Genomic DNA, 20244 nt, shown 5'->3' with positions numbered 1-20244 from the left:
CTTCCGACTCCCACAGGATCGCCATGGCAGGGTTCGGACTCCCTAATTTCGGCCAGCTCACCGAAGCCTTCAAGAAGGCTCAGGAGATTCAGCAGAACGCTCAGGCCCTGCAGGACGAACTGGACGGGATGGAGATCGAAGGCAAGAGCAGCGATGGCCGCGCCAGCGTTTGGCTGTCGGGCAACCAGCAACCGCTGCGGGTACGACTGGACCCAACCCTGCTTCAGGAGGGCCAACAGGCCAGCGAAACGGCCACCCTTGAAGCCCTGCAGGCGGCCTATGAGCAATCCACCGCCACGATGAAGGGCCGGATGGAAGAACTCACCGGTGGCCTGAATCTCAACCTCCCCGGGATGGGCGGCTGAGGCTGCTCTGCTCGATCAACGCGGCCTTGTACAGGGCATAGCGTTCCCAGTCCGTGGACACACCGCAGTCGGGCTCACCGCGATGCAGGCAGTCGCGGAAGCGACAGGGCCAGGGATCAAGTTGCTGACGCAGCTCCGGAAAGAGGACCCCCAGTTCCTGGGGGTTATCCGGCAGATCAGGGCGGTTGAACCCGGGGGTATCAGCCACCCTCGCGCTCGGCCCCAGGGGAAACAGCTCGACGTGGCGGGTGGTGTGGCGCCCGCGCTGCAGTCGACCGGACACCGCAGCCGTGCGCAGTTGAAGGTCAGGGCGCAACTGGTTCAGCAGGCTGCTCTTGCCCACCCCAGAAGGCCCACACAGCACCGACAGCTGCGCACCAGCCAGACGCTGCCGTAAAGCATCAATGCCGGTTCCGGCTGCACTGGACAGCACCAGCGGGTCATAGCCCCACCCCTGCAACCGGGTCACCAGCCGATCGAGCGCTGCAGCTGAAAGAAGGTCTGTCTTGGTAAGCAGAAGGATCACCTCCAGCCCGGTCCGTTCCGCCGTCAACAGAAAGCGACTGGCCTGATCAGGATCAAAGCTGGGCTGTTCCACTGCCAACACCACAGCCACCAAGGAAACGTTCGCCACCGGTGGGCGTGTGAGAAAACTGTGGCGTGGCTCGACCTCGGCCACCACGGCACGCCCCTGGCCTGGATCAATTGCCTCGACGCGAACCCGATCGCCCACATAAACGGCTTCACCCCGATGGCTAAGCCGGGTGCGACGGGTGCAGAGCAGCCGCCCTGGGCATCCATCGGGTGCGACATCCAACTCAACCTCCAGGTAGTTGGCCTGGAGCGCCACCACCATCCCTGATGCCACCGAACGGCCGGTGTCAGCCACCGCAGATCACCTCGATGGTGATGGCATCCGGCGTTTGATCAATGCACTCCACACGATGGCCTGCATCCCTCAGGCCTGGAAGAACCATGGCCTCAGGCTCCCCCCGATCGAGACAGACCTCCAGACAGTCACCGCTGTTCATCTGCTCGAGGGTGAGCTTGCAGCGAATGAAATTCACCGGACAGGGCGTTCCCCGCAGATCCAGGGAACGCCTGCTCATCCCTTCTGACCGAACAAGCGAGCGAACAGACCACTGTTGTGGTGGTGGTGTTGCTTGCCGCGGGCGGAATGGTGACCCGCCAACTGCTCGAGGAGCTCCCGCTCCACATCACTGATCCGCTTGGGCAGATCCACGGTGACCGTCACGCGCTGATCGCCCCGTGCCACCGGATTCCCGAGCTTGGGAATGCCCAGGTTCGGCAGGGTGAGCACCGTGCCGGGCTGGGTGCCGGCGGGGATCTCCAGCTCCTTGCTGCCATCAACGGTTTCCACCTCAATGGTGTCGCCAAGAATCGCCTGGAGGTAGCTGACCTTGACCTCCGAGAAGATGTTCAGTCCATCCCGCTGCAAGCGCGGGTGATTGCGAACGGTGAGGAACACGTAAAGGTCACCGGACGGGCCTCCCCGGGGTCCGGCGTTGCCTTCGCCGGTCACACGCAGCCGTGTTCCGGTGTCCACCCCGGCAGGGATGTTGATCCGCAGCTTCTTGCGCACCTGTTTGACACCCTGGCCACCACAGGACCCGCAGGGATCCGAAATCACCTGGCCCGTGCCTCCACAGTTGGGGCACTCGGCGACCTGAGTGAAACTGCCGAAGGGAGTTCGGGTGGCACGGCGCACCTGCCCGGCGCCGCCACAGGTGCCGCAGGTGGTGGGTCCACTGCCCGCTTTGGCACCGCTGCCGCCGCAGGTGTCGCAGGTCTCCAGATGCGGGATCTTGATCTCCTGCTCCTGACCGAACACCGCCTGCTCGAAATCAATCGTCAGGTCGTAACGAAGGTCATCCCCCTGCTGAGGGCCCTGACGCCGCGGCCGAGCAGCTCCAGCACCCCCGGGTCCACCAAAGCCCTGGAAAAACGTCTCGAACAGATCCGCGAATCCGCCCATGTCCCCCATGTCGGGGGCACCGGCCGCACCACCAAGTCCGGCTTCGCCGAACTGGTCATAACGGGCCCTGGTCTGGGGATCACTGAGCACCTCGTAGGCGCGGCCGATTTCCTTGAAACGGTCTTCAGCTCCCGGATCCTTGTTGATGTCGGGGTGGTACTGACGCGCCATGCGCCGATAAGCCCGCTTGAGGCTGTCGGGATCGACATCCCGGCTGACACCGAGCAGGTCGTAGAAGTCGGCCATCAGGCCTCCTCCGCCGTCTGATCCGGTGCCGCTGCGGTCTCAGCGGGCGCTGACGCCGGATCGGATGGTCCTGGACCCATCGACACCTTCACCATGGCGTGGCGCAGCACACGCCCGTCGCGGTGGTAGCCGCGCTGGAGCTCCTCGCAGACCACATCCTCAGCGAACTCGCTGCTTTCCTCCCGGAGCACGGCCTCATGCAGGTTGGGATCGAACTCCTGGCCAACCACTTCCATGCGGGCCACCCCCTGCTGCTTGAGCACCTCCACCAATTGCTTATAAAGACCCTGGTAACTGCGGTGCAGCGCCTGGGCCTCCTCACCTTCAGGATTCAGCTGCTGACGGGCCCGCTCGAAGTTGTCGACGACGGGCAGGATCTCCGTGAGGGTCGAGCAGACCAGCTGCTGACGCATGTCGTCCTGGTCGCGGCTCTGGCGCTTGCGGAAGTTGTCGAAATCCGCCGCAATGCGCATGTATTGGCTGTTGAGCGTCTCGTGCTCCTGCTTCAACGCGCTCAACTCCTGCTCGAGCTGCTGCATCCGATCCGCCGGATCCACCGCTGCAGGAGCCTGTTCAGACGTCACCTCGGGCGCATCAGAAGCGGACTCCGGCGTGGCTGGAACAGCACCGGACTCAACGGTCTGGTCCTGCTCTGGGGTGGAGGCTTCGCCGCTCATGCTGACCGCTCAGGGATTGCTGTCTAGACATGTTGAAGGGCAACGCTGACCTCCCACAAGCTGCGGAAGCCCGCACCTCGTTCGCCATCTATGACTCTGACGCTGCCCACCCCCGATGCCGGCGACACGGCACGGCAGCGTTTCGCCCTTGAATTGCTGTTGCAGCAACCGGTTCCGGGCCCAGAGCAACTGCTGGCAAGCCGCATCTGCTCAGCGACGCCCTCCCGGACGTCAGCCCGGATCAATGGCAGGCACTGCAGGCCATGCCGATCGCCATCGGTGCAGACCACCTGGACATCGCGATCCCCAGCCAGTGGCGAGACCAGGAATGGCAATACCTGATCGATCAGCTGCCGGACCAACACCGCACGATCCGCCTGCACCCCGCCATCGAGGCGGATCTGCAGCGGGCCTTGGCCACAAAAACAGAGCAACCAACGACGGAACCAAACCCGCCAACCGCAGAACAAGCCAAAGAAGAGTCGAGCAACCCTGCTCCAGCAGAGACAGCAATCACTCTCGATCTGAATGCTGAGTCGTTTCTTCACGACTTCAGCCCCGATGAGGTGTTGGAGAGCGAGGAAGACAGCGACGCCCAACTGGCCAGGGATGCCCTTGACCTTGAGGCCAGCCTCAACGATGCAGAAGCCTCACCCGTGGTGACGCTAGTGGACCGAATCCTGCTGCAGGCGATGTCAGTGGGAGCCAGTGACATCCACGTGGAGCCACAGCAGAAGGGGTTGCGTCTGCGTTTCCGCCAGGACGGTGTGCCGATCCTGATGTCGATGGAGATCTCGAGCGAAACCGCCGGCAACGCGATCATTTCCGATGCCATCCTTGCCTCGCGGGGCATGGTTCAGGAGGGGGTGCTCCTGAGCAATGCGCTGATCCGTCAAAAGGTGCTGCCCGACATGGCCCTGAACATGCTGGCCATCGGCGAGGAAACCGGCGAGATGGACAAAATGCTCAGCAAGGTGGCGGACTTCTACGAAGACGAAGTCGGCGCCATGGTCAAGGCGCTCACCTCGATGCTGGAGCCCGCGATGATTGTGGCGGTGGGCGGAATCGTGGGATCCATCCTGCTGGCGATGTACCTGCCGATGTTCACCGTGTTTGATCAGATCCAGTGAGCACTGCAGCAATGGCCTGGCCCGCCAACCAACCACCGCTCCAGCAAGCCTGAAAGTTGAAACCGCCGGTCACCCCATCCACATCCAGCAGTTCACCCGCCAGGTAAAGACCGGGACAGCGCCGGCTCTCCATCGTGGCCAGGTTGACCTCCCCCAAGGCGACACCGCCGGCGGTGACGAACTCCTCCCCAAAGGGTCCACGTCCCTGGATCGGCACACGCTGCGCACAGAGCAGCTCCACGAATCGACGCTCCGCCTTGATTGGCAGATCCGCCCAACGGCGCTCTGGCTCCACCCCAGCCATGGTCAAAAAGGCTTGCCACAACCGCCGCGGCAAATGTTCGAAGGGCTTCGCGGCTGCAAGGGTTCGCCGGGCATGCTCCTGTCGCCATTGCTGAAACCGCTCGGTCAGCCCCGACCGTCCCAACCCTGCGCTCCAATCCAACTTCAGCTCACCCCTGTAGCGGTTCTGATGCAGGGCCCTGGCGGCAAAGGCTGAGAGGCGCAACGTGGCGGGTCCACTCAGACCACGGTGGGTGATCAGGACCCGCCCGGTCTGGCGGAAGCGCTGATCGCCCAGCTTGAGATCAAGACCCACATCGTCGATGGCAATGCCACTGCAGGCCGAAAGGGCCGGTGCCTGCAGGGCAAGGCTGAACAGCGATGGCACCGGCGGCACCACCTGGTGGCCGAGGGCTGCCGCCAGGTTTCGGCCACTGGGATGCCCACCCGTGGCCAGCATCAAGCAGCCCCCATGCAAAGGCTCGAGGCCGCGGCCCTCGAGCACAAACCCCCCCTCAGGGTGAACGCGCACCTGCTGAACCATGGCCTTCGTGCGCAGCTGAACACCCGACGCCCTTGCCGCTTTCTGCAGGCACTGAATCACAGCCTCGGAACGGTTCTGCTGCGGGAACATCCGTCCATCGGGTTCCTCCACCAGCGTGAGCCCATGCTCGTCAAACCAGGCGATCGCATCGCCGCAGGCGAAGCGACTGAAGGGACCCCGCAGAGGTCGACTGCCACGGGGGTAATGGGTTGCCAATTCACGGGGGTCCCAGCAGGCATGGGTCACATTGCAGCGACCGCCGCCGCTGATGCGCACCTTCTGGAGAGGCTCAGGGGTGCCTTCCAGCACCAGCACCCGCCGAACCCCCCGCTCGGCTGCAGTGATCGCCGCCATATAGCCGGCAGGACCACCGCCAACAACGATCAGATCAAGCGGGCTGGAAGCGGAGGGCGACACCGTTGTTGCAATAGCGCTTGCCGGTGGGTCGCGGTCCGTCATTGAACACGTGGCCCTGATGCCCACCACAACGGCTGCAGTGGTATTCCGTGCGCGGCAGTATCAGTTTGAAATCTACTTTCGTGGCGATGGCTCCATCCAGGGGCTGCCAGAAGCTGGGCCAGCCGGTGCCGCTGTCGAATTTGGCCTCCGACGAAAACAAGGCTGCATCACAACCAGCGCAGTGATACGTGCCGGAACGCTTCTCCCCATTGAGCGGACTGGTGAAGGGGCGCTCCGTTCCCTCATTGCGCAACACGTCATAGGCCTGGGGAGACAACCGCTCACGCCACTGGTCAGCCTTGAGATCCCACGAGGGATCGCCAGCTTTGGATGCGGCCAGCACAGGCTGAGGTCTCCATAGACTGCCAAAGACCCCTGCCATTGCCGCCAACAGCAACGATCGACGGGACAGAACGGCGACACTCAAGCTCATCGGTGCTGAAGCGGGAATCTCGGGCGGTTCTAATGGATTGATGACTGCCTCCGGATCCACCGCTGCCTACCGCTTCAGTGTGGCCCCGATGCTGGATTGCACCGACCGCCACTTCCGGGTGCTGATGCGGCAGATCAGCCGCAGGGCCCTGCTCTACAGCGAAATGGTGGTGGCCCAGGCGCTGCACCACAGCAAGCGACGCAACAAGCTGCTGGACTTCGATCCTGTGGAGCATCCCATCGCCCTGCAGGTGGGGGGGGACGACCCAGCCCTGCTGGCCGAAGCGGCACGACTGGCGCAGGACTGGGGCTACGACGAGATCAACCTCAATGTGGGTTGCCCCAGCCAGAAGGTGCAGGCCGGAAATTTCGGAGCCTGCCTGATGGCGGAACCGGATCTGGTCGCCCGCTGCGTGGAAGCCATGGTGGACGCAGGGGGACTCCCCGTGACCGTGAAGCATCGGATCGGCATTGACGATCTCGACAGCGATGCGCTGCTGACGAACTTCGTGGATCGGGTGGCGCTGGCGGGGGCCAGCCGCTTCGCTGTTCATGCCCGTAAGGCCTGGCTGGAGGGCCTCGATCCCAAGCAGAACCGGACGATTCCTCCGCTACAGCATGAGCGCGTGGTGGCGCTGAAGCAACGCCGCCCCGACCTGGTGATTGAACTCAACGGGGGGCTGGAATCCCCTGAAGACTGCCTTCAGGCACTGGAAGGGTGCGATGGCGCCATGGTGGGCCGAGCGGCTTACAGCCATCCACTGCGCTGGACCAGCGTCGATGCCCTCATTTTCGGGGAGGAATCACGCCAGATCCTGGCGTCAGACGTTGTGAACGGACTGCTTCCCCATGCGGCCGCCCATCTGGAGCGAGGAGGCCGAATCTGGGACCTCTGCCGTCACCTGGTGCAACTGGTGGAAGGCGTCCGAGGAGCGCGGCACTGGCGCCGGGAGCTGGGAGAGAAAGCCCAGCGCCCCGGGGCAGATCTGGATGTGCTGCTCAATGCCGGGCAGCAGCTCAAGAACGCAGGGCTCTGATCAACGGCTGAGGTCAGCCCTCAGCTCCGCCGTAACCGGAATAGTCATCGCCACCGCCACTGGACGATCCACGGCGACGACGGCTGCGACCTTCGTCGTAAGCATTACCCTCACCAGCGTTATCGCGGGCGCCATAGCTGCGGTCTTCCCAGCCCCGTGCACCGGAGGGACGATCGCCACCGCCACCGCCGTAGCCACCGCCGCCGTAGCCACCACCACCACCGCGATAACCGCCACCACCGCCGCCGTAGCCACCGCCGCCGCCACCGCCATAGCCGCCGCCACGACGGGGGGCGCTGCCGCGGGGCTCCGCTTTGTTGATCCGCAGAGGACGGCCCATCAGTTCGGCACCCTGCAGCCCCTCAATCGCTGCCTCTTCGGTGGACTCATCGGCCATCTCAATGAAGGCAAAACCACGCTTGCGGCCTGTATCCCGCTCGAGGGGCAGCGCGCAGTTGGTCACTTCACCGAACTGGGCAAACAGTTCGATCACATCTTCCTGCTCAGCGCGGAAGGGAAGGTTGCCGACAAAAATGCTCACGTTTTGCGTGGACCGGGTACGAAACAGTGGACCGATAAGGCCTTGAACATTGCCATCGGGCCATGACTCCGGAACGAAGTGACATACCTCTGGCTGATCAAGCGTAGACCCGGTTATGGGTGAGAGTCATCCCACCGGCTGAGTTCCGTTGAAACGCTGTAACCAGCGCTGAAGCTGTTCATCAACACGCTCAAATCCTGTCCCCCCTTCACTGCGACGGGCGGCCACAACAGCACGGGGAGCCAAGGCGTCGTGCAGATCTGCCTCAAAGGCAGGGTGGAGTTTCTTCCAGGCACTCAGATCAAGGTCCCGCAACAGACATCCCTGCTCGAGACAGCGCCGGACGACAGCACCGACCAATTGATAAGCCTCGCGAAATGGAACACCGCGAGACACCAGATAGTCAGCAACATCCGTTGCGTTGGAGAAATCCTGCTCCACCGCTTCATTGAGGCGCTCGACCCTGAAATCAAGGCCTTCCTCAAACAAAATCGCCATCGCCTCAACACAATCACGGGTTGTGCGGAAGGCATCAAACAGCGCCTCCTTGTCTTCCTGAAAATCCTTGTTGTAAGCCAGAGGAAGACCCTTGATCATGGTCAGCAATCCCTGGAGATGTCCGAAGACCCGTCCGGTCTTGCCCCGAACCAACTCAGGCACATCGGGATTCTTCTTCTGGGGCATCAGGCTGCTGCCCGTGGCACAGCGGTCGCTGAGCCGCACGAAGCCGAATTCCTCGGATGCCCAGGCGATCACCTCTTCCGCCAGACGGCTGAGGTGCACCATCACCAAGGAGGCGGCAGCGGAGAACTCAACGCAGAAATCGCGGTCACTGACCGCATCGAGGCTGTTGGCATAAACCGCTGAAAAACCGAGCTCCTTCGCGGTGCGCTGGCGATCAATCGGGACCGGCGTGCCCGCCAGGGCGGCAGCGCCAAGCGGGCAGATGTTCACGCGTTTCCGCACATCCTGAAGTCGCTCACGGTCGCGCTCCAGCATCTCGACATAGGCGAGCAGGTGATGGGCGAGACAGAGCGGCTGGGCCCGCTGCAGGTGGGTGTACCCAGGAATCATGGTGCGGCGATGGCGATCCGCCTGGGTCAACAACGCCCCCTGCAACCGCTGCAGATCCTGATCCAGGCCATCCAGCCGTCGCCGCAGCCAGAGGCGGAGGTCAGTCCCAACCTGATCGTTGCGGCTGCGTCCGGTGTGCAACTTCTTGCCCACGGGACCGAGCAAGGCAATCAGCCGGCGTTCCACGGCGAAATGAACGTCCTCATCTGCCAGGCCGGGCTGGAAACTGCCGGATGCCGCCTCAGCACGAACGGTCTCCAGACCCTCCACCAGCTGCTCAGCCTCCGCTTCCGTGATCACTCCCACGCTGGCGAGCATCCGGGCATGGGCGATCGACCCATCAAGATCCTCCTGAAGAAGGGTCAGGTCAAAACCGATAGAGGCGTTGAACGCCTCGATGAAGGGATGCAGACCCTGCTCAAAACGATCGCTCCAGGTGCCTGCTGCACCACCGGTCACCCCACCAGCCATCAATTCATCCGTCGATTTCCTCAGCTTGTCAGGCGATTGACCGTCCCTGCACACTCGGCAACGTGACCGCCTCCGGAACTTTCAGCACCACAAGCGACGCGTCGTCCTCCAGCTGACGATCCGGACCAACAAAACGGTCCAAGCGTTCAAACAGGCTTTCAAGAATTCCCTGCGCTCCCTGACCACTGCGACAGGCCGTTTCAAGGGCATGAATCAGCCGCGCTTCGTCGAAACGATCGCCCGTGATCCCCGGTGCTTCGGTGACGCCATCGGTGTAGTAGAGCAACACGTCTCCCGGTTCAAGGCGAATCTCGCCAAGGGCGAACTCAGCTTCGGGTTGGAGACCGATCAGCAGCCCAGCCGCATCGAGCCGCATGATCAACCGTCGCTCGGCACGCCAAAGCAGGGGCGGGTTGTGGGCCGCATTGGCATAACGCAGCCGCAGCGTGCGCGGATCCAGGTCGGAATAAAACAGCGTCACAAACCGGTGCGACTGCGCAAGGTCTTCCTGCGCCAGCTGGTTGAGGTCGTGAAGAATCCGATCCGGTGGCAGACCGCTGAGAACCTCCGCGCGCAGCATCCCGCGCAACATCGTCATCAACAGACCAGCAGGCACGCCCTTGCCCATGACATCACCCATCACCAGGGCCCAGCGACCCCGCTCACGGCGTCGACCGATGAGTTCCGGACGGGTGGGGATGAAGTCGTAGTAGTCACCGCCCACCTGAAATGCAGGCCGACAGCGCGCGGCCAGATCAACACCCTCGATCACGGGGCAACGGTCCGGCAACAACTGGGCCTGAATCTCTGCACCGATGCTGAGTTGTCGATCCACCCGCTCATGGCGGCGGGCGTCCTGCAGCATCTGATCGTTTTCGATCGCAACGCCAGCAAGATCCGCCACCAACTGAACGTGCCGACGGTGCACCTCGGTCCAGACCATCGAGCCGTTGCGGGCGTACACGTAAAGGCGGCCCCGCGTCAGACCACGAGCCGTCAGAGACGTGGCAAACAAAGCCGCTTTGGGAAGGCAGCGTTGCACCAGCCGGTCGAGCGCCAGCTGCTGCTGATCGTCGCTGCCGAAGCCCACGGCAGAGCCGGGTTCAAAGGCTGCCAAACGCCGCAGCAGATCCTGGGACGGCTCTGCTGGACTCCCCTGCAGCTGATCACGCCAGAGGCGACCATCCGACTGAAACGGAACAAGCAAGGACCCCTCTACACCCACCAGACGCGATGCCACCACAGGCACAAGCTCAAGAAAGCGCTGGAGGTTGGTGAAGCTGCGGAGGGCAAACCCCAGGGAGACCAACAGATCCTGATTGCGGCGCTGTTCGCTGCTGAGGCTGTCAAACAGCTGACGCAACGAGGCCATCGCCTCTGGCGAGGGGTTCCCGGTCCGCTGCGCAGAGCTGGGATGACGTCCGGGCGGCTTGCTGCTCAACCTCGCACCCCCAGGGTCCGCAAGGTAGCAACGCTTCAGCGTCCAGCCAGCAGAGCCTCAACGAATTCAAAACTGTTGAAGGGGCGCAAATCGCGAATCCCTTCCCCAGCACCGATAAAACGAATCGGCAATCCAGCCTCAGACGACACCGCCAGCGCGACGCCGCCACGGGCCGTGCCATCGAGTTTGGTGATCACAACGCCGGTAAGACCGGCCGCCTGGGCAAAGGCCATGGCCTGGCGAAGCCCGTTCTGACCCTGACTGGCATCAAGAACCAGCAGGGATTCAACCTTCGCCTCCGGCGCCAAACGGTCGATGATCTTTCTGACTTTTTGGAGTTCCTCCATCAGGTTGTGCTTGGTCTGCAAGCGTCCGGCGGTGTCCACCAACAGCAGATCAGACTTGCGCGAGCGAGCGGCACCAATCGCGTCGAAGACAACGGCAGCGGGGTCAGCATTACTGCTGGGGTTGGACACCACTGGAACATCACTGCGCTCTCCCCAGACCTCAACCTGCTGGACAGCTGCAGCCCGGAAGGTGTCGGCGGCCGCGATCAGAGCTGAATAGCCGCTGCGAACAGCAAGGTTGGCAAGTTTTCCAAGGGTGGTGGTCTTACCAACCCCATTCACCCCCACCATCAACCATATGTTGAGGCGATCCCGTTCGGGCGCCAGAAGAGGAACACCACTGGCCTGGATCGGGGCATCCAGCAGGCCACGCAGTTGATCCTTGAGGAAGCGAATACCCTCCGCAGGATCCACCACCTCCTCATTCATCCGCTGTCGCAAGGCATCCAGCACCTGATCGGTGGCCTGGACGCCAGCGTCCGCCCTCAGCAGGAGGGTTTCGAGATCATCGAGAACCTCCGGCGTCAGCGGGTCGTCACCGAGATTCTCCAGAAGGCTGGTAACAAAGCCCTGACGGGTCTTTTCAAGACCGCGGCGAAGCCGACCCAACCAATCGATTTCCTCGAGGGAAACTTGATCGACGCGACGGCCCTGGGCTGCAAGCACTTCGGCAGACCAGGTGAAATCCTGATCAAAGTCACCCAACTGCGGCTCTTCTGAGTCGACAGCTGGCGCAGGGGTGGGAGCCGGCGTGGGTGCAGGGGGAGCCTCGAGAGCCCGTTCATCCAGATCCTGCTGACGCTGCTGGCGTTGAGCCGCGGCCTGCTCCAACAGCGACAGTCCAGGGGCTGGTGCTGGAGACAGCGTGGGTAGAGGTAATGGAGACGGCGTTGCTAACGGTGCCGGTCCTGGAGTTGGGGTTGGTGAAGGTGTAGGCGCTGGTTCTGGACTGGGCTGGGGGGCCGCTTCGGCGAGAGAGGACGCGGCCTGTTGTTGAGCCTTCAGCCGGGCATAGGCCTCACGGGCCCAAACCAGAGCCTCATCCTCTTCCTCACTGGCTGCAGGAGCTGGAGTCGGCTCCGGCGCCGCTGAAACGGGGGCATCAGTCCCACCAGCCATCGGTTCCGGCGTCGGCACGGGGGTGGGCGTCGGCTCCGGCGTCGGTGACTCCTCAGCCTGTCGTTCGAACCAGTTGAACACCATCAGGCCGATGCTTTCGATTGAGCGTCATGGAAGCGACGCAACACACCATTGATCATCCGGCGACCCTGCTCATCGCTGTAACGGTTGGCCAGCTCAACCGCCTCGTTGAACGCCACCGGAGCGGGAGTACGCAGGCTTTCCAAGTCAACGACAGCCAACCGGAGGATGTCTCGATCGATCCGCGGAAGCCGGGTCAGTCTCCAGCCCTCCATCACGTGATCCAACCGTTTGTCGATGCCCTCGCGCTGGGTGAGCACCTTCTGAACCCGCTCCATGGCGCCGCGGCGAATCTGCTCCTGGTCGCCAAGCAGCAACAGCCGAGGCAACTCAAGACTGGCGGACAAACCATTCAGCACTTGTTCAGCGGAACTCAAAGAGGCGCGCAGATGGGTGCGGACGGTGTCATGGGTTCCTGGTTCGCCCTGCTGTAGCTCGCTGTCCAGCAGGGACTGCTGCGCCTGATCGAGCTCTGCAGCACTGGCATCAAGCGACTCACGCCAGTGCTGGGTGAGGGTGTCGAGGGCCTGGTCCAGGATCGAATCAAGGGCCAGGTCAGCGACTGAGGCTGACTTCTGTTCCGGCACCTGACCAAGCACCAGCAAGGCCAGCTCGCGTGTAAGGGATCGTGTGGCCATGACTCAGCTGGAAGGAGATGCAGAAGCCCGTAACTGGGCTATGAGGCTGGAGAAACTCCGATTCACAGGAGCTTCACGATCATCGGGGTTGACGATGCCGGCCGAAATAATCGTTCGGAAAGCTTCTTCAACGCTGATCTCAAGCTCTCGGACGGATCCAGCTGGAACAAGGGTGTACCAACCGGTGGTGGGATTCGGAGCGGTGGGAATGAAAACACTCAACAGGGGCTCCTTCAGATCGGATTGAAGGGAAGGCCCCACCTCCCCGGTGACAAAACCAACGCTGAACAATCCCTCCCGTGGGTACTCAACGAGAACAACACGACGGAAGCGGGAGGAGTTGTCGCGGAAAAAGGTCTCAAGCAGCTGCTTCAGCGTCTTGTAAACCGATCCAGCCAGGGGAATCCGGCTCAAGGTGCCTTCACCGAACTCCAACAGCCAGCGACCAACGATGTTTCGGGCCATCAGGCCGATCAGAAGGATGCCCATCAGAGGCACCGTGAGACCGAGAGCCAGATTGATCAGATCCTGAAGCAGTGGATTCAGGGTGATGAACGGATTGAACTGCTTCGGTATCGAGGTCAGGAACGCCAGAACAAAGCGACTGACGATCGTTGACAGCCAAATCGTTGTCGCCAGCGGGATGACCACCAGCAACCCTGCAATCAGGTCGTTTTTCAGATCCTGCCGAAGCCTTGCGGACAGCGGCAGATCAGGTCTGGGATTGGACTGGACCAAGGAGCTACTGCGCCCAGCTTTGAGTGAAGTCTGCCTAACCTAACCAGCGGTCAGAGCACTGCCGTGAACGCAAGGAGCGCAAAGGCAATCGCAAGAACCACAGCCGTGATGGTTCCACCGATGAACCTCTGCTGGGATTCACGGGCCTGGCCAGCCTCAACGGTCTTGAGCTGGGTCTCCATCTGGGCGATCTGATCGTCCACCATCTTTTGTGCCGCCCGCAGCTTGTCGTCCTCGGTGGCATCGGCAGCGAGTTGACCGGCCTGGGCCAGCTGCTCACCAAGGGAGGTGACCTGCGCTGCATCGGCTCGGAAGGCTCGAGCATCCTTCAGCGCTTCGCGGCCCTGATCCAGATTGCGCTGACGGGCCACGTCACCCGCACCCCCATCCAGGGACATGGGCACGGCAATCACCATGCCGAGGGCCAACAGCGCTGAAAGGACGGCGATCAGCAGACGCAAAGGAGTGCGCTGCTGATGGGGGTGATCCAGCCGTGATCCGATCAGGCAGATCAACAAACCGGCAAATCCCAGAGGAGCAAGGGCCACAAGCGGTCCGGTGACCTGCGGGCGTGGAGCATCCGCACCCCAGTCGACACCGACAAGAACAGCCAGCATCTGCAGGACGAGGATCACCACGAGGGTCAAACCAAGCCAGCGCAGCAAGGGAGCAAGCCGTCCTGTCTCAGTGCCGGTCACAGAGAAGATGCTGATAAGCGCCCAACCTTAAGGTCGATGCAAGGGCATGTCACCGATCAACAAACTCGTTTAAGCAAGGCTCTGAAGCGCCGCGCCGCTGAGGAAGGGTTCAATCCCGTTGGCATTGCCAGAATCCCGGGAAGTCCTCGGCTGCAGCTGCGCACCAAAGCTCTGCAGCGCTGGTTGGACAATGGTCATCAAGCTGACATGGCCTGGATGGCCGCCCCCCGTCGGCGAGACCCCAGGCTGCTGTTGGACGGAGCCAACAGCCTTCTCGCCGTTGGCCTCAACTATTACGTCGACGCTGAACCCTCCCCCGGCTCCCTCAAAGTCGCCCGTTACGGCTGGGGGCGTGACTATCACCGGGTTGTGGATCAACGGCTGCGACGGATCGGTCGCTGGCTTTCGGAACAACGGCCCGACTGCGGTTGGCGCGCCTGTGTTGACGCCACACCGCTGCTGGACAAGGCCTGGGCTGAGGAAGCCGGCCTGGGCTGGATCGGCAAACACAGCAACCTGATTCACCCCGAACGGGGCTCCTGGATGGTGATCGGCCATCTGCTGACAACGGAGCCCTTGAACGCCGACCCACCAGCCCGCAGCCTCTGTGGACGCTGCAGCGCCTGCATCGATGCCTGCCCCACGCATGCGATCCGTGAACCTTTTGTGGTGGATGCAAGGCGTTGCTTGGCCTTTCACACGATCGAAAATCGTGAGGACGACTTACCGGAAAACATTCGCGCCGCCCTTGGAGCGTGGGTGGCGGGCTGTGACATCTGCCAGGACGTCTGCCCCTGGAACCACCGAAGCTTGCCCCAAAGCAGTGATCCCGAGGTGCAGCCACGCCCATGGCTACTGAATCTGCAAAAGGAGCAGATCCAGAGCTGGGACGACAGCGTCTGGGACCAAAACCTGCGGGGATCTGCGTTGCGACGGATCAAACCCTGGATGTGGCGTCGCAACGCCGCTGCAGCACAACCGGATCCCACGCCTACGCTTTAGCGACTCCACCCTCGCTCCAGTGCTGCGTCGAATTGGCTTGCGTCGAACGCTGGCGGCTGCACTGGTCGTTCTGGGGGGTTGGTTCGGCGCCCCGGCAGCCAACGCCCTGATCCCCTACGTCTATCTGCCCACCGAAGCGGAACTCAAGGGCTCATCGATCGGCATCGGTCGGACCGCTGCACAGCTGCTTCAGCTGGGGCAGGCCAAGGACGCAGCACGACTGGCGGCTCTGGCGGTGCGGCTCAACCCCAATGACGAACGGTTCTGGTCGATCCTTGCGGAAGCTCAACTGCGCAACAACGACCTCAAGGACGCAAGCCGATCTCTGGCCCGGGCCAAGCAGCTGAATCCTGAAAAAGCCGGCTTGTGGTTCGCCGAAGCAGCGATCGCCCTGCGGGCAGAGCGACCGGACGATGCCGTTCCCTTGATTACCCGCGGACTCCAATTGGATCCGAACAACGCTTCGGCCTATTTCGACCTCGGCAACGCCAGGATCATGCAGGGCGAACTCCCTCTGGCCCTGAAGTCGTTCGAACAAGCCACGGCCCTGAAGCCGGAGTTCTGGGAAGCCCTGAACAACCAGGCCCTGGTGCTTTTTGAGATGGGCCAGCGGCAGGAAGCCGTGCGGCGTTGGCGCCGGGTGTTGAAGCTGGAGACCAACGCAGAACCGATGCTGGCCCTGGCCGCAGCGCTGCATCAACAGGGTGAGCAGACCGAGGCGATCCAGCTGGCATCCACAGCATTGGCCAAGAACCCCAACTACGTTCTGCCCCTGCATCAAGCCGAACAGCTTTGGGGTGTGCGCATCCGTGAGGCGACGGCAGAATTGCTGAGCGAGCCGCAGCTCACCAACAGCGTGGAACGAGCCCAAGCCAACGCAACGTGGAAGAAAAGCCAGTGATCATCTGTAGGCTGAGCGCCTTCCGGTCGGAGAGCGACAGACCGAATGGCTGAGGAGCGCGTTGAACCGATCGCCCTGCATCAGGAGATGCAGCGCTCCTACCTCGAATACGCGATGAGCGTGATCGTGGGTCGGGCGTTGCCCGATGCCCGCGATGGTCTCAAACCCGTCCAGCGGCGGATTCTGTACGCGATGCAGGAACTGGGGCTCACCCCAGACCGTCCCTATCGGAAATGCGCGAGGGTTGTCGGTGACGTCCTCGGCAAATATCACCCCCACGGTGATCAGGCCGTTTACGACGCCTTGGTGCGGCTTGTTCAGAGCTTCTCCAGCCGTCATCCACTGCTCGACGGCCATGGCAATTTCGGCTCGGTGGATGACGACCCACCGGCGGCCATGCGGTACACCGAAACCCGCCTGGCGCCGATCTCTCACCAGGCGATGCTGGAGGAGATCGGTGAGGACACGGTTGATTTCGCACCGAACTTCGATGGGTCCCAACAGGAACCCACCGTTCTTCCAGCCCAGCTTCCCTTCCTGCTGCTGAACGGCTGCTCCGGCATCGCCGTTGGCATGGCCACCAGCATTCCCCCGCACAACCTGGGAGAGGTGGTGGATGGCCTGATCGCCCTGATCCGCAAACCGGAGCTGAGTGACGAAAAACTGCTGGAGCTGATCCCAGGTCCCGACTTCCCCACAGGCGGTGAAGTGCTGATCAGCTCGGGCCTGCGGGACACCTACCTGCATGGACGCGGCAGCATCCCGATGCGCGGCGTAGCCCACACCGAAGAGGTGCAACCGGGCAAAGGACGCCACAAACGCAATGCCGTGGTCGTCACCGAATTGCCGTACCAGCTCAGCAAGGCCGGCTGGATCGAAAAACTGGCGGAGTCCGTCAACGACGGAAAAATCGGCGGAATTGCAGACATCCGCGATGAAAGCGATCGCGAAGGCATGCGTGTGGTGGTGGAGCTGCGTCGCGATGCAGATCCGGAGAAGGTGCTGAAGGATCTGCAACGGCGAACGGCACTGCAGAGCAACTTCGGAGCCATCCTTCTCGCCCTGGTGGATGGACAACCCCAGCAACTGTCGCTGCGCCAACTGCTGCAGACCTTCCTCGATTTCAGGGAACTGACCCTGATCCGGCGCACCAGTCATGCCCTGCGCAAGACCGAAGACCGGCTTGAGGTGGTGGAAGGACTGATCACAGCCCTGAACAATCTTCAGGCTGTGATCGCCATGATCCAGGAGGCGAATGACGCCGCCTCAGCCCGCGCCAGCCTGATGGTGCGCCTCGACCTCAGCGAACGGCAGGCGGATGCGGTGTTAGCCATGCCCCTGAGGCGCCTGACCGGACTCGAACAGGAAAGCCTGCGCCAGGAGCTGGATGAGCTTCGAGCGGAACGTCAACGCCTGAAGTTGCTCCTAGACAACCGGGATCAGCTGCTGGACGCGATGGTGACAGAGCTCAAGGCGTTGAAAAAACGCTTCAGCACACCGCGTCGAACCCGTCTGGTGGAGGGCGGTGATGCCCTGATGGCCGAACGGGCGGCCAGCCAACGGCCGAACACGGAACTGCTGCGTCAGCAGGCCCTGGCTGCACTGCCCGGAGATGGTCGGGTGCTGATCCAGGCCGATGGCCAAGTGAAGATCGTCACCCCCCAGGTGCTGGGCCGACTGCACCTCAATGATCCTTGCCCCATTGGTGATGCACCATCTCCGGCACGGGTGATCCTTCCAATCGAGCCACCACCACGACTGTTGGCGGTGAGTGCGGGAGGACGCATCGCCCAGGTGCGCTGGGAATTTGCTGGACAGCAACCCGGCCCGATTGACCGATTCCTACCCACGGGCCTCGACGGGGACCCCATCGTTTCGCTGCTGTCGCTGCCCAGCCAGAACATCGAGGACCTGAGTCTGGGCTTGCTCAGCAGCGATGGACGCTTTAAGCGGCTCCCCCTCAGCGACGTGGTGGACCTTTCCGGTCGAGCCACCAGCGTTCTCAAGTTGAAAGAAGGAGTCGAGCTCAACAGTGCAGTGATCTGCCGCGATCAGGGAACACTGGTGCTGATCAGCGACATCGGTCGCCTTCTACGACTGCGAGTCACTGAAGATTCACTTCCGTTGATGGGTCGATTGGCACAGGGACCCATGACCATGCGATTGCTCCCCGGGGAACAGATCGTTGGAGCCGTCTGCACGGAACAGGCACCACTGATGCTGATCACCAGGCAGGGAATGATCGGGCGAATCGACTGTTCAGGCCTGCGCTACAACCAGCGGGGCGATCTCGGTAGCATGGCGGTGCAGATTGATGCGGAATCTGATCGCCTGGTGGGCATCAGCACTGGACCCGGTCTTGTTGGTGTACGCACCAGCAAGGATCGTCACGGGCGCCTGGATGCGGACAACATCAAGATCTCAAAACCCGGAGACAAACCCACGGAACAGGCGTCTCTTCAGAAGGGAGAGGCCATCGTTGATGTGATCAACGCCATTCAACCGAATCCCTAAGCCCCGATCCGATCAGGAGCGGCAATTCTGCTCCAACCACTGGAAATAATCTTCATCGATTCCACCGGTCACATAGTGGCCGTCGAAACAAGACATCTCGAGATCCTTGATCTCAGTGTTCTCCACAATGCTTTCCAACAGGTTCTCAACGGTCTGATAAACAACATGATCGGCCCCGAGAACATCTGAGATCTGCTGACTGGTTCGGCCGTGGGCAAGGAGTTCCGCCCGGGTTGGCATGTTGATCCCATAAACATTGGGATAGCGAACCGGTGGAGCAGCCGAGGTGAATGTCACCTTGTTTGCACCAGCGCTGCGTGCCATCTGAACAATCTCGCGGGATGTTGTTCCACGAACAATAGAATCATCGACAATCAGAACATTCTTCCCGGCGAATTCAGTTCCGAGAGCATTAAGCTTCTGCCTCACTGACTTCTTCCTTTCAGCTTGACCCGGCATGATGAAGGTGCGGCCGACATAGCGGTTTTTGTAAAACCCTTCTCGATACTCAAGACCCAATTGCTTGGCCACCTGCATCGCCGAAGGTCTTGCTGAATCAGGAATCGGCATCACAACATCAATATCACCAGCAGGCAATGTTTCAGCGATAGTTTGAGCCAGACGATCACCCATCCGTAGACGCGACTCGTACACCGATATGCCGTTCATAACGGAATCCGGCCGCGCCAAATAAACGTACTCAAAAGCACAGGGAATCAAACGAGGAGACTCAGCACACTGACGCTGGTGCAAGTTCGAATCAGCGTCGATGAACACCGCCTCGCCGGGATCAACATCGCGAATGATCTCGTAACCACTGTTTTCAATCACAAGCGATTCGCTGGCGACAATCCACTCCTCACGACCCTGGTCGGACAACCGCCTGCCGAGAATCAGGGGACGAATTCCATAGGGATCCCGGAAGGCCAGCATTCCGTGGCCCGCAATCAAAGCAATCGCCGCGTAGGAGCCCTGAACGCGGTGATGGAGTGACGCCACCGCATCAAACAACTGATTCGGTGTTAAATCACGTCCTGTCAGTTGAGATTGAATCTCCGTGGCCAACACATTGACCAGCATCTCCGTATCGCTGGTGGAATTGGTGTGACGACGATCAATCTTGAACAGATCCTGCTCAAGCTGAAGGGTGTTGGTGAGATTGCCGTTGTGAACGAAAGTGATGCCATAGGGGGCATTTACATAAAACGGCTGAACTTCCTCTTCTGACGCAGCAGCTCCACGGGTGGCATAACGAACGTGACCGATCCCGGCATTGCCAAGCAGCTTTCGCATGTCTCTTGTGCGAAAGGCTTCACGCACACGTCCCCTTTGTTTGTGCACGTGGAAGGTGTGATTGTCCATCGTGACAATCCCTGCCGAGTCCTGACCGCGGTGCTGAAGCAGAAGCAGATTGTCGTAGATCTGTTGGTTGACCGAGTCAACACAGAACATTCCGATAATGCCGCACATGATGAATCCGAAGTCAGAGAGATAAGGAAGAGAAACGACCG

Annotated in this window: 19 protein-coding genes and 1 pseudogene; 6 read left to right on the top strand and 14 right to left on the bottom strand. The window is 61.6% G+C overall.

Annotated features, from left to right (window positions below; genetic code table 11):
• The first annotated feature begins 23 nt into the window (after window positions 1–23).
• Window positions 24–365, top strand: coding sequence for a YbaB/EbfC family nucleoid-associated protein (locus DXY33_RS01440; RefSeq protein WP_115131440.1), 342 nt, complete (start codon window positions 24–26; stop codon window positions 363–365).
• On the opposite strand, the gene rsgA is transcribed toward DXY33_RS01440, so the two are convergent.
• Genes rsgA through grpE form a run of 4 tightly spaced genes read right to left on the bottom strand, consistent with a single transcriptional unit; the run spans window position 340 to window position 3284 of the window.
• Window positions 340–1221 carry a ribosome small subunit-dependent GTPase A gene (gene rsgA, locus DXY33_RS01435; protein WP_170950914.1) on the bottom strand — a complete coding sequence of 294 codons (882 nt, stop codon included), beginning with the start codon at window positions 1219–1221 and terminating at the stop codon, window positions 340–342. The genes DXY33_RS01440 and rsgA overlap by 26 nt on opposite strands.
• A gap of 25 nt (window positions 1222–1246) precedes the next feature.
• Window positions 1247–1474, bottom strand: a complete 228-nt coding sequence (locus DXY33_RS01430; protein WP_115131438.1) for a sulfurtransferase TusA family protein — start codon at window positions 1472–1474, stop codon at window positions 1247–1249.
• Window positions 1471–2607 carry a molecular chaperone DnaJ gene (gene dnaJ, locus DXY33_RS01425; protein ID WP_115131437.1) on the bottom strand — a complete coding sequence of 379 codons (1137 nt, stop codon included), beginning with the start codon at window positions 2605–2607 and terminating at the stop codon, window positions 1471–1473. Before dnaJ ends, DXY33_RS01430 begins: the two co-directional genes overlap by 4 nt.
• The gene (gene grpE, locus DXY33_RS01420; RefSeq protein ID WP_115131436.1) at window positions 2607–3284 is read right to left on the bottom strand and encodes a nucleotide exchange factor GrpE; all 678 of its coding nucleotides are present in this window, start codon (window positions 3282–3284) and stop codon (window positions 2607–2609) included. Before grpE ends, dnaJ begins: the two co-directional genes overlap by 1 nt.
• Before the next feature lie 764 nt (window positions 3285–4048).
• Here grpE and DXY33_RS01410 point away from each other — a divergent pair.
• Window positions 4049–4414: pseudogene (locus tag DXY33_RS01410) on the top strand (type II secretion system F family protein); the annotation flags it as partial.
• Here DXY33_RS01410 and DXY33_RS01405 read toward each other — a convergent pair.
• Both DXY33_RS01405 and msrB read right to left on the bottom strand, forming a co-directional pair.
• Window positions 4389–5657 carry an NAD(P)/FAD-dependent oxidoreductase gene (locus tag DXY33_RS01405; protein WP_115131435.1) on the bottom strand — a complete coding sequence of 423 codons (1269 nt, stop codon included), beginning with the start codon at window positions 5655–5657 and terminating at the stop codon, window positions 4389–4391. The pseudogene DXY33_RS01410 and the gene DXY33_RS01405 overlap by 26 nt on opposite strands.
• Complete coding sequence (msrB, locus tag DXY33_RS01400) at window positions 5629–6132, bottom strand: peptide-methionine (R)-S-oxide reductase MsrB (RefSeq protein WP_115131434.1); 504 nt, start codon at window positions 6130–6132, stop codon at window positions 5629–5631. The genes DXY33_RS01405 and msrB overlap by 29 nt, the downstream gene beginning before the upstream one ends.
• 40 nt (window positions 6133–6172) lie before the next feature.
• Between msrB and dusA the strand changes: the two genes are divergently transcribed.
• Window positions 6173–7168, top strand: a complete 996-nt coding sequence (gene dusA / locus DXY33_RS01395) for a tRNA dihydrouridine(20/20a) synthase DusA (protein WP_115131433.1) — start codon at window positions 6173–6175, stop codon at window positions 7166–7168.
• Between the two features lie 13 nt (window positions 7169–7181).
• Here dusA and DXY33_RS01390 read toward each other — a convergent pair whose 3' ends face one another.
• From DXY33_RS01390 to DXY33_RS01360, 7 genes are all read right to left on the bottom strand, one after another.
• Window positions 7182–7709 carry an RNA-binding protein gene (locus DXY33_RS01390; protein WP_115131432.1) on the bottom strand — a complete coding sequence of 176 codons (528 nt, stop codon included), beginning with the start codon at window positions 7707–7709 and terminating at the stop codon, window positions 7182–7184.
• 126 nt (window positions 7710–7835) lie between these two features.
• On the bottom strand, window positions 7836–9254 hold the full coding sequence (gene argH / locus DXY33_RS01385) for an argininosuccinate lyase (RefSeq protein WP_115131647.1): 1419 nt from the start codon (window positions 9252–9254) through the stop codon (window positions 7836–7838).
• A gap of 28 nt (window positions 9255–9282) precedes the next feature.
• On the bottom strand, window positions 9283–10695 hold the full coding sequence (locus tag DXY33_RS01380; RefSeq protein WP_115131431.1) for a PP2C family protein-serine/threonine phosphatase: 1413 nt from the start codon (window positions 10693–10695) through the stop codon (window positions 9283–9285).
• 35 nt (window positions 10696–10730) lie between these two features.
• Window positions 10731–12245, bottom strand: a complete 1515-nt coding sequence (ftsY, locus tag DXY33_RS01375) for a signal recognition particle-docking protein FtsY (protein ID WP_115131430.1) — start codon at window positions 12243–12245, stop codon at window positions 10731–10733.
• Entirely contained in the window at window positions 12245–12880 is a 636-nt protein-coding gene (gene nusB / locus DXY33_RS01370) for a transcription antitermination factor NusB (RefSeq protein WP_115131429.1), read from the bottom strand. The genes ftsY and nusB overlap by 1 nt, the downstream gene beginning before the upstream one ends.
• Before the next feature lie 3 nt (window positions 12881–12883).
• A complete protein-coding gene (locus DXY33_RS01365; RefSeq protein WP_115131428.1) occupies window positions 12884–13618 on the bottom strand; it encodes a DUF502 domain-containing protein in 735 nt (244 codons plus the stop codon).
• Between the two features lie 50 nt (window positions 13619–13668).
• Complete coding sequence (locus tag DXY33_RS01360) at window positions 13669–14316, bottom strand: HpsJ family protein (protein ID WP_115131427.1); 648 nt, start codon at window positions 14314–14316, stop codon at window positions 13669–13671.
• Between the two features lie 36 nt (window positions 14317–14352).
• Here DXY33_RS01360 and queG point away from each other — a divergent pair, with 36 nt between their 5' ends.
• The 3 genes from queG to DXY33_RS01345 are packed head-to-tail and all read left to right on the top strand — an operon-like array spanning window position 14353 to window position 18733.
• Window positions 14353–15318 carry a tRNA epoxyqueuosine(34) reductase QueG gene (gene queG, locus DXY33_RS01355; RefSeq protein ID WP_115131426.1) on the top strand — a complete coding sequence of 322 codons (966 nt, stop codon included), beginning with the start codon at window positions 14353–14355 and terminating at the stop codon, window positions 15316–15318.
• Between the two features lie 37 nt (window positions 15319–15355).
• A complete protein-coding gene (locus tag DXY33_RS01350) occupies window positions 15356–16219 on the top strand; it encodes a tetratricopeptide repeat protein (protein ID WP_244275803.1) in 864 nt (287 codons plus the stop codon).
• A gap of 45 nt (window positions 16220–16264) precedes the next feature.
• Complete coding sequence (locus DXY33_RS01345) at window positions 16265–18733, top strand: DNA topoisomerase (ATP-hydrolyzing) subunit A (RefSeq protein ID WP_115131424.1); 2469 nt, start codon at window positions 16265–16267, stop codon at window positions 18731–18733.
• Window positions 18734–18745: 12 nt separating this feature from the next.
• Here the strand turns inward: DXY33_RS01345 and purF are convergent, their stop codons facing one another.
• On the bottom strand, window positions 18746–20203 hold the full coding sequence (purF, locus tag DXY33_RS01340; protein WP_115131423.1) for an amidophosphoribosyltransferase: 1458 nt from the start codon (window positions 20201–20203) through the stop codon (window positions 18746–18748).
• Between the last annotated feature and the right edge of the window lie 41 nt (window positions 20204–20244).

The sequence above is a fragment of the Synechococcus sp. N26 genome, from assembly GCF_900473975.1.
Classification (GTDB): Bacteria; Cyanobacteriota; Cyanobacteriia; order PCC-6307; family Cyanobiaceae; genus Parasynechococcus.
The sequence above is the reverse complement of the archived record's forward strand: the minus strand, read 5'-3'. Positions and strand labels throughout refer to the sequence as shown.